Raw genomic sequence first — 9,621 nt, 5'->3', positions numbered from 1 at the left:
CGGGCTGCTGTTGGGCTTCGCCAAGACTGCCGTGCGCAGCTATGCCATCGGAATTACTGAAACAGCTACACCAAAGCTTCGGGAAACCTTGCAAAAGCAATTGAATGCCGCCATTATGCTGCACGGTAAAATTTATTATTTCATGCTGGAGCGTGGCCTGTACCCGTCTTATGACCTTCCAAAGCTGCTTTCCAATGACGTTACAACTGCGAATAAGGCTTTATCGCTGTAACTTGGCAGCACAATTAAAAGGGATGTCCAACAGCCATTTTAAGGCCAATAGGACATCCCCGTTTTTTTCACTCCGGATATTAGGTTGTTGTACATGAAGCTGTCTAACGCGCCCGCTGACGGAACAGAGTACCTTTCTTTTCTCCAAAGCTGTTTTCTTTGGGATGGTCTCCTCCTTCATTCTCCTCCTTGCTTGGAGTTACGGCGAATAAGGACAGCAGTCCTCCAACCGCCCCCACAGCTGCCAAAGTGCCGAACAAGACCCAATGCCCCCGGTTCATTAGGAGCGACACGACTGGAGGTCCCAGCGCAACCCCGATAAACCTCATACTGCTGTATAATGAGGTGATCGTACCCCGGTTCTCTTTCTCAATCCCCTCCGTAATCAGCGCATCCATGCAAGGCAGTACCACACCAATCCCTATACCGACTACACTTAAGAATCCTACCATGAAAAATATATTCTGACTAAAGACTGTAATGAGCATTGCCGCCGTCAGCAGAACCATCCCCCCGAAGCCAAGCCATTTCATTAACAGCTTATTTTTTCCGATGATCTTTCCGCTTCCGTAGGAAGCCAGACACAACAGTGCAAGGGGAATTGCCAGCACATATCCTTTAGAGGCTCCATGCAGGTTATACTCCGATTCCAAGGTCTCGGATAAATAGAACAACACTCCGAAGGTTGCAAACATACATATTCCGCCAATCGCAAAAATCGCATACAGCCACCGGCCCTTTTCATGCAGGATTTGTTTAATGCCGGTTAAAAATTGCCTGATGCTTTTAACTTCAGCCTTCTCCTCTGACTTTGGTTTCTTTACCAGAAACACAACCAGCGTAAATGAAATGAGGCACAAGACCGGAATGGCAATAAACGGTGCATACCACAGCACGATACCTAAATAAGCGCCAAGAATCGGACTTAGCACTTTACCGAAGGTATTAGAGGTCTCAATGATTCCTAGTCCTTTACTGACCTCCTTCTCATCCTTGAACAAATCCCCTACGAAAGGAAGAACGATCGGAAAAGCGCCTGCTGCCCCAATGCCCTGGAGAAAACGTCCCCCAAGGATTACCCAGTAAGCCGTTACCCCAGAAAAAAACCATGCAGCCGCAACACAGACTGCACCCCCTAAGGCTGCTAAGATGAGACTGGGTAATATGACGATTTTCCGCCCAAAGCGGTCCGATAAATATCCGGCAATTGGAATCATCAGGATGGCGATAAGGCCATAAACCGTGATAATCATACTGACTTGAAAAGCATTAATACCCAACTCTTTTGATATTTGAGGCAGTATAGGTAATAACATGGAATTGCCAAGGGTCATAATTAACGGAATTGAAGCAAGTGCGATTAATGCCCCTTTATTACCTTTCATCGAAGAACCACCTTCTTATTTTTTGCTATCGTTGTTTAGTGTGGTTCTTAAAGCTCTATTTATTCAATTCAGTTTTTAAAAAAACGATGCCCTAAATAAGTGTATAAACGTTCCTGCTGCAGAGGATGCTAACTTGGAAAAACTCACATCAGATACACAAGGAGGATGTTCTTTTGTATTTCTATAAAGAAGGTTTGATTAACGACATCGTAGTCGATAAGCCGGATCCGGCAGCAGCCAAAGTGTTGCAGGAGATTCTGGGCGGCCACTATGGGGAAATGCGGACGATGATGCAGTATTTCTTCCAAAGCAGTAATTTCCGGGGGAAAGAAACCCAGTTTCGCGATTTGCTTCGCGGCGTATTCTTAGAGGAGATTGCCCATGTGGATCTGGTACAGCATACCATTAACCAGCTGCTGAACGGATCCGGTGAAGCACAGGCCGGAAATGCAGGCACAGATGGCGCACCTCTTAATGAAGCAGTGAGGCATGCGAATCCGCATCATTTCATTGTGGGTGCTCAAAGCTCACTGCCTGTAGATGCGGCGGGTAATCCGTGGATGGGGAATTATGTATATAGCCATGGCAATCTGATCAGCGACCTCTTGAACAATGTTGTCCTGGAATCGACTGGTGTGCTTCAGAAAACCCGGATTTATGAAATGAGCTCCAATAAAACATTCCGTGAAACCCTGGCTTTCCTGATCGTACGCGATAATGCCCACCAGAACGCATTTGCAAAGGCACTTGAAACTCTGGGCGTGAATTGGGGAAATATATTCCCAATCCCAAACTATGACATTAACAAATATCCGGAATGCCGCAAATTTGTAGATATGGGCTACCATAATGCCCAGTTCAACTTTAGCCTGGATCCATCCAGGATGGCCGAAATCTTCCAGGGTACTTCTCCTAGCCGGAATAAAGGCACTTTGGAGGTCGTCCCGCCTCCGCCTGGTTTCCCGGTCCCTGTTATGCCGGAGATGCCTAATGAGCATAGTCCGGGTCTTAGTGATATGAATTTCTGAGCTTTTGAAAATATGATGTATGCAAGAACTCCAAATCTCTCCTAACCTAATGTTTAGGAAAGATTTGGAGTATACAATTTTCTATAAGCTTTAAGCTCCAGTGCGTTTAGTGCGGCTTGCTGCGCGTCACTTGGAGGGTTTGCTGTCTTTATCCGTCTCATCAAACGGCTTCAGCTGCTTCAAGCTGGCCTGCAAAGCATCCATAAGATCGAGCACATTGGCAGTCTTCTCATCGTTAACCGCCCTTCCTTTCTTCCTTCCATCTTATCCTCAATGGCTCTCCGCAAGCGCGCTTGATATTCATCTCTATATTTCTCGGGTTCAAAATTACCTGTTAACCGTTCTGGGGGGATCACTTTTGAGGAATCATGAAATTCTTGCGCATATCGATCATCGGCCTGGATCAGTGTCTCTGCCTTCTTTCTGGACCCTCTGAGATTAAGGGGTCTGCCCCGTCTTCCCTTTGTACACCGTTTTCTGGAACTCAACATTCGCACATATGTAATATACAAAGGCAAAGCAGGCATATTCTTTCTGAATTTGGATGCATCCAGCTCTTTACCTGTCTGGACAGCCCGTTCGCTGGCCCATTTGCCTTACCGGTATGCGAAAATGAGCCTCCAAACCGATGGAGATCACATCACGTTCAGCAGCCAAAGGCCTATTCCCGGTCAAGGGCAGGCGGAATTCACCGGAAAATATCACGCAAAAAGTTCAGATTGCTTCCGTGCTCAACCCGGAAGCCTGATCCACTGGCTGACCGAACGGTACTGCCAATATGCGTCCGATTCGGAGGGGCGCCTTTATACCGGTGACATCCATCATCTTCCCTGGCCCTTGCAGGAGGCTGAGCTGGAGATCGAGGTCAATACTTCAACTCAGGCATTAGGGCTTGCACATGCCCCTGATCCTTCAATCCTTACCCTTACTAAACGTCTGGAGGTTTTGTTCTGGCCGGTAACAAGAATATAGATACACTGCATTTGATTTTAACGTTGCCGCGCCAATGAAGCCTGGTATCTTTAAAAGTTTAAATTTTACTCCACAGGGTAAAGTTGTAAGGCGGCGTGATAACATCGAAAGAAAGGAGTACAGGCAATGAAATTATCGTTCAATACGGAAACCTTGTTTGGCCTTATGATGCGATGAGGGGCAGAACAGGATTTTTAGGATGTTTATTTTTTATAAAGCTGGTGTACAAATAATTGTTAATTAATTTAATTAATTGGAGGGATGTTACTATGGCTAAAGAATTGGCCTTGCATGAAAAACTAGAAATACATGAGCTTCTGACCTTAAAAACCTCATGTGCTACCAAAGCTGTAACTATGCTGGAGCTCGTTAAGGATGAGAAACTCAAAGCACTGATTAACGAAGATCTGAAAAACTCGTCAAAAGCCATCAAAGAATTAACATCACTTTTATCATAAGGAGGACTCAAAGATGACAACGAAAACAAAAGAAATGCTGGTCAAAGCCATTGCCCCTATGGATGACTTGGCTATCGCCACAGATATGCTCCTGTCCGCAAAATCCGCTGTACGGAACTACGCAATAGCGCTCACCGAAACAGCAACGCCTAAAGTATATAAAGTGCTCAGAGCACAGCTGGATATCGCAATTGACACCCATCAGAAAATCGCCGCTTATATGATTGAGAATGAAATGTACCACCCTTACGATATATCTGAACAGGTCGAGCATGATTTGAAAAAGGCAGAAACTGCCATGGGACTTTTAAAATAATACTACTTAAACTTGCCGTTCTGGAGGGACACCATATGATTTCAAACGAACAAGCGATGAACGCTGCAGGGCTCCAAACCAACATCAGCCTGGAATGCCTGCATCATGCGCCTCACAGCAATTGGGCCTATCAGTATAATAAGGATTCCTTCCATTTACGAGTCAGAACCAAAAAACAGAACGTGGATAAGGTCTTTGTACTAACAGGAGATAAGTATGACTGGGAAGCCTATCACAGCGAGCACGAGATGAACAAGGTCTCGTCCGACCGTTTCTTTGATTACTGGCAGACGACGGTTCAGCCTGAACATCGGCGCTTCTCCTACGGGTTCCGCTTTCACTCCGGGGAAGAGACCATATGGATGACCGAAAACGGCATTTTTGCTGAAGAGCCGGAGGCTCCGACAGGGTTCTATGACCGACCGTATATTCATCAGATTGATTTGTTTCAGGCTCCTGAATGGGCAAAGTCAGCTGTATTCTATCAGATCATGCCGGACCGTTTTGCGAACGGCGATCCAGGAACGGATCCGGAAAATATCTCACCATGGGGGGATAAGCCCACGGAAGAGAGTTTCTTTGGCGGTGATCTTCAAGGGATAATCGACCGTCTGGATTATTTGGAGGACTTGGGGATTACGGCCATTTATCTTACTCCTATCTTTGAAGCCCCCACCAATCATAAATACGATACGACAGATTATAAACAAGTCGACCCTCATTTCGGTGATCTGGAGCTGCTAAAGGAGCTGGTGCTGAACGCACACTCCAAGGGGATACGGATCGTACTTGATGCGGTATTCAATCATATCAGCGCTAATTCCCCGCAATTCAAGGATGTAATTGAGCACGGGGAGCAATCGGAATATGTGAACTGGTTCCATATTAATGAGTTTCCGGTTAAGGTCAGGGAAGGAAATCCGAATTATGATACCTTCGGATTTTTTGAACAAATGCCGAAGCTGAACACTACCAATCCGGATACTCGTGAATATTTACTTAATATTGCTGAGTACTGGCTCAAGGAGGTCGGCATAGACGGATGGCGTCTGGATGTGGCCAGCGAGATTGATCATGCCTTCTGGAGGGAGTTCCGCAGACGGGTTAAAGCCGTTAATCCGGAAGCCTTTATTATCGGAGAAGTCTGGAACGATTCCCTGCGCTGGCTGCAGGGCGACCAGTTTGATTCCGTAATGAACTATCCTCTGTCCGACCGCTTGATCGAATATCTGCGATCGGATGAAATGGATGCTGAAACCTTTGCTTCCCACATTAGCGGACTGCTGATACGTTATCCGCAACAGGCTAATGAAGTTCTCTTCAATCTGATGGCCAGCCACGACACGCCGCGTATCCTCACACAGCTTGGAGGCGATAAAAGAAAGCTGAAGCTGGCGATTGCCTTTCTTCTAACCTTCACCGGGACACCTTGCATTTATTATGGCGACGAGATTGGACTAGAGGGCGAAGGCGATCCGGATTGCCGGAAATGCATGATCTGGAACCAAGACGGACAGGACCGGGACTTGTTCAACTGCTACAAGGCGCTAATCCGGCTTCGTAAGCAGCATCCGGCTCTGCGCACCGGTGAATTCAGATTTCTGCAAGCGGAGCCGCAGGAACGTTCCTTTGTCTATGAGCGTAAGGATAGCAGTACGCATTTGACCATCTGGATGAATGCTTCTGAACAGCCTGTTACCCTGTCTCTTCCTTTGGACGGCAGCTGGCAGGATAGCTTAAACAACGAACCTGTCGTATCTGCTGAGGATGGCACTAAGCTTCAACTGGAGCCTTTCAGCTTTAAAATATTACTCAAAATTTAAACATGAACAAACCTTTCAGAACACACCGTCAGATGCTTTGGCGGTGTGTTCTGACCTTTCCCGCTACCTGTCATCCTGGCAGCAATACTATCCGCCTCCCAATGGCCGCCCCAAAAGCCAGAGCTTCAGCTTATTCGTTTCGGCCGTAATAGAGCTTAAGATTCGCTACATCCACCAGATACAGAATATCAACACCCTTGGGACTGCGGTCCACTGCCAGCCGTTCTACCGGGATGCCGGGAGCCAGTGAGGTTTCGGTCCAGGCTCCGCCTGTATTTACTGCCATAAATGCCCGGTCACTGCCGCTGCTTTTTACGTAATAGATTCTTGCCGCATTTCCTGTCCAGGTCACATCAATGGCTGCATTCGTCGGAGCAGCATTATAGACCGTTTGCAGAGCCCAGCCCCCTGTGCCATAAGTGGCCTGCTTTACCGAAAAGCTTGTACTTCCCTCTTCACGATAGCGGTATGCGATATAAGGATGGCCATCAGAATCTACGGTAATCTTTGCACTCTGAACACCCGGTCCGCCGGGATCGCTGCCACTCTGAACATAGGTTTCGCTAGGAGCCAAGGGCTGTACAATATCCGCCGTTGTCAGTGAGACTGGCGGCACCACAGATGTACCATCCGCCTTAGTAAAGATGTTCGTAGATGGGCTGTATTTCAGATAAGATAATTGATGGCGCAGAGGACTTGCGGCAAAATACGCCCACTCGAACAAGATATGAAGATCTCCGTTAGAATCGAAAACCAGATCATCAGGGTAGACAGACCGGTTAAGGTGAGACGCTATCACCTTGATCTGGCTCCACACCGACTCCGCGTTATTCCAGCGGAACAGGACGGCCTCTCTTTTGCCTGCAGTATCTTTGTCGGCGCGGACCAGTAAGTACAAATCCCCGTTCGGGGCGGTTGTAACTATCGGATAAGTTACATTCATTCCTTGGGGGAGCTCATTCGAATGATTCTGAGGAATGCCGCCTACCGTATCTGAGCGGTAGTAATTCCATGGATTGCTGTGCATGGAGGCGAAGACGTGAAACCGTCCGCTGCCGTCTCTGGCTATAGAAGGCTGATTATGGCCAAGATCATCATTAAACTCCGCAGGGGTGGTGCCGTTCATTAGCGGGAGCTTGCTCCAGATGCCGTCATTATCCCGTCTCGCAATGGCTACCGAATGCTTGCTTGCGATTGACCCCGGCGCATTATATGCCATATATGCATATTCAAAACCTAGTCCATACGTATCAATCGGAGACCACCAACCGGCCTGATTGCTGGAATCCATCGGGAAAGGAACCTCTTCAAGCACCGCAGCCGCATTTCCCGTAACCGCCGGCAGCAGAGTCAACAGTGCCATTATGACGAGACTGAGCTTCCATGTTCTTATTTTGTTCATTGTTTCGCCTCCCTCATATATTTGCCTCTAGTAAGCACACCTTACTGATCCAGAACAAAATCACGCCATGTAAACGCATTCATAAACATCCTTTTAAAAATGCTCGGCACCACATCCTTGTGTGTTAGCTTTTCCGGTATCGCAGGTCTAAGAATAGCACCCGGCTGTTAGAAATGTTACTGTACTATTGCAAGAATGCTGTACAAGCACGGGCTTTTGTATACAAATAAAGAAAAGCCCGGAATCCGGACTTTTCGAAATGCATTTATGCTTAGTTTAATACTCCCCTTTTATTACAAAAAACGAACCCCGGATCGTTCCTGCCAGTTTAGACTTTTGCCGGGCGAACTTAAACTTTGCTTCTAGCTCCTTAGGAACCTCCATCCCCTCGGAAAGCTTAAAACCAACCGCCCGCTTCTTGGGGTCATCAACCGTATACATCACATTAAGCGCAAGACCATCCTCGTAAAAAACATAGGCAAACCGGATGTTCTCCACTTGAAAGCGCGACGTTTCTAAAGGCTTGGCCGCAAATTCAAGATCACGTTCTATTTTCAGAATCCGGTTCACATATTCAAGGGTTTCCTGGCTTTCGCTGGCGGGTACAACCGTAAATTCATGCTTGTATTTGTTCATAAAATACCGGGCTTCATTCGCACGTAAACCCGCAAGCGCTTCTGCTACGGATGAAGACTCTAACCCGGCCGTCGATACATTTTTAAAATCAACAATGTAGGACATACCCTGCCTCCTTTCAGTTCCTTATTTCTTTACAACAGGAATCCACATTTCACCATAGACTAAGCCGTCTCGCTCCCCCATCAGGGCTGTTGTGTTTGGCCCCCCTACATAGGCGAAATCCTTAGCTTCAGGCAAGGCTTGACCAAAGGCAACCCCGGCCAGCTTATTATTTAATTCATCAGCCGTCTCCGCTTCCCCTTTAACTACCAGATAAGGTCCCTTGGGGAATTCGATCACTCTGGCTTCTTCAGGTGCCGCAGCTTCCGTCATAACGCCTGCATAATGCATCATCTTGTTATTCACTGCTTCATTTACGGCAAAAATATAGTCATTCAAGGCTATGCCTTTTAAATAATCAAGCCTTCCATCTTGGCTGACCGCCTCCCAAAAATCGGTCTTTTCCTTGTTAATACCCGCATAGTCTGTGTAATCGCTCTTAAGCTCAGTTCCTAAACCTACGACAGTAAAGCCATCTTTTTCTTCCAGAGTGTATGGAGTCATGATCAAAACCTTCCTTTTCTTTTGGATTTGTCTTCATCACTTGATAGTTATATGATAGCCTTAAATCATGTCAAATAATGATACTGTTTAGGAGCTCCCATGAAAAAAGTTGAGCGGATTAATATCATCATGCGATATATCAATAACCGTGCCCACTTTACTATTTCTGAAATCATGCGTGAATTTAACATCTCCCGTTCGACCGCCATTAGAGATATTAGGGAAATTGAGGCCTTGGGCATGCCGCTTGTCGCAGAAGTCGGAAGAGACGGAGGATACTCTGTCATGCGCAACTCGGTCCTTCCCGTGGTCCGTTTTACCGGTAATGAGGTCAAAGCTCTATTTATTGCCTTTATGGCTACAAGAAATCTGCAACTCCCCTATCTTCAGAGCCGCCAGTCTTTAACTGAAAAATTACTGGGCCTCATTTCAGAAAATCAGCAGGAAGACCTGTTTCTTTTAAATCAGATCCTGCTATTTGAAGGGACCAATCCGAGTAATCCGGACCTGCTGGATCTTTCGGATCTGCCGCATCCCATGCTTGAAAAACTGATCCAAATCCTTTTATTGGACAATTATCTGTTAATTAGCCTCAAGGAAGAGACGTATCCAATCTATGTATTGCACCTATATCGTGAAAAAAGCCTCTGGCTGATTGAAGCCTTTAACCTAAAGGAAGATAAGAAGCAGATTTATCCTGTCGATCATCTCACTGATGTCATACCCTACCCTGAGAAAAAAAGAATAAGCAGAAAAAGGATTCT

The 9,621-nt window shown here is 46.6% G+C and carries 10 protein-coding genes and 1 pseudogene; 7 read left to right on the top strand and 4 right to left on the bottom strand.

The window, feature by feature from the left end; translation table 11 throughout:
- The coding region (locus tag AQR02_RS31885) for a spore coat protein (protein WP_148449152.1) at positions 1–232 on the top strand (232 nt) is incomplete at its 5' end.
- 103 nt (positions 233–335) lie between these two features.
- Here the strand turns inward: AQR02_RS31885 and bcbE are convergent.
- The gene (gene bcbE, locus AQR02_RS11165; RefSeq protein ID WP_054940623.1) at positions 336–1,616 is read right to left on the bottom strand and encodes a bacillibactin exporter BcbE; all 1,281 of its coding nucleotides are present in this window, start codon (positions 1,614–1,616) and stop codon (positions 336–338) included.
- 173 nt (positions 1,617–1,789) lie between these two features.
- Here bcbE and AQR02_RS11160 point away from each other — a divergent pair, with 173 nt between their 5' ends.
- From AQR02_RS11160 to AQR02_RS11140, 5 genes and pseudogenes are all read left to right on the top strand, one after another.
- Positions 1,790–2,644 (top strand): manganese catalase family protein, encoded by an 855-nt coding sequence (locus AQR02_RS11160; protein ID WP_054940622.1) that lies wholly within the window; start codon positions 1,790–1,792, stop codon positions 2,642–2,644.
- 399 nt (positions 2,645–3,043) lie between these two features.
- Positions 3,044–3,616 (top strand): annotated as a pseudogene (locus tag AQR02_RS11155) (YqjF family protein); the annotation flags it as partial.
- A 269-nt stretch (positions 3,617–3,885) separates the two neighbouring features.
- A complete protein-coding gene (locus AQR02_RS11150; RefSeq protein ID WP_054940620.1) occupies positions 3,886–4,074 on the top strand; it encodes a hypothetical protein in 189 nt (62 codons plus the stop codon).
- A 13-nt stretch (positions 4,075–4,087) separates the two neighbouring features.
- Positions 4,088–4,390: a spore coat protein gene (locus tag AQR02_RS11145; protein WP_082451794.1), complete on the top strand. Its 303-nt coding sequence runs from the start codon at positions 4,088–4,090 to the stop codon at positions 4,388–4,390.
- A 35-nt stretch (positions 4,391–4,425) separates the two neighbouring features.
- Positions 4,426–6,213, top strand: a complete 1,788-nt coding sequence (locus AQR02_RS11140) for an alpha-glycosidase (protein ID WP_245237330.1) — start codon at positions 4,426–4,428, stop codon at positions 6,211–6,213.
- Between the two features lie 130 nt (positions 6,214–6,343).
- On the opposite strand, the gene AQR02_RS11135 is transcribed toward AQR02_RS11140, so the two are convergent.
- From AQR02_RS11135 to AQR02_RS11125, 3 genes are all read right to left on the bottom strand, one after another.
- A complete protein-coding gene (locus AQR02_RS11135; protein WP_054940619.1) occupies positions 6,344–7,615 on the bottom strand; it encodes a BNR-4 repeat-containing protein in 1,272 nt (423 codons plus the stop codon).
- A gap of 276 nt (positions 7,616–7,891) precedes the next feature.
- The gene (locus tag AQR02_RS11130; RefSeq protein ID WP_054940618.1) at positions 7,892–8,356 is read right to left on the bottom strand and encodes a hypothetical protein; all 465 of its coding nucleotides are present in this window, start codon (positions 8,354–8,356) and stop codon (positions 7,892–7,894) included.
- 21 nt (positions 8,357–8,377) lie between these two features.
- Positions 8,378–8,857, bottom strand: coding sequence for a GyrI-like domain-containing protein (locus AQR02_RS11125; protein ID WP_054940617.1), 480 nt, complete (start codon positions 8,855–8,857; stop codon positions 8,378–8,380).
- Positions 8,858–8,956: 99 nt separating this feature from the next.
- Here AQR02_RS11125 and AQR02_RS11120 point away from each other — a divergent pair.
- Positions 8,957–9,621: helix-turn-helix transcriptional regulator (locus AQR02_RS11120; RefSeq protein WP_245237328.1), on the top strand; the 665-nt coding region annotated here is incomplete at its 3' end.

It is taken from the genome of Paenibacillus ihuae, from assembly GCF_001368795.1.
GTDB lineage: Bacteria > Bacillota > Bacilli > Paenibacillales > Paenibacillaceae > Paenibacillus_AQ > Paenibacillus_AQ ihuae.
This window is presented reverse-complemented; position numbering and strand designations above follow the sequence as displayed.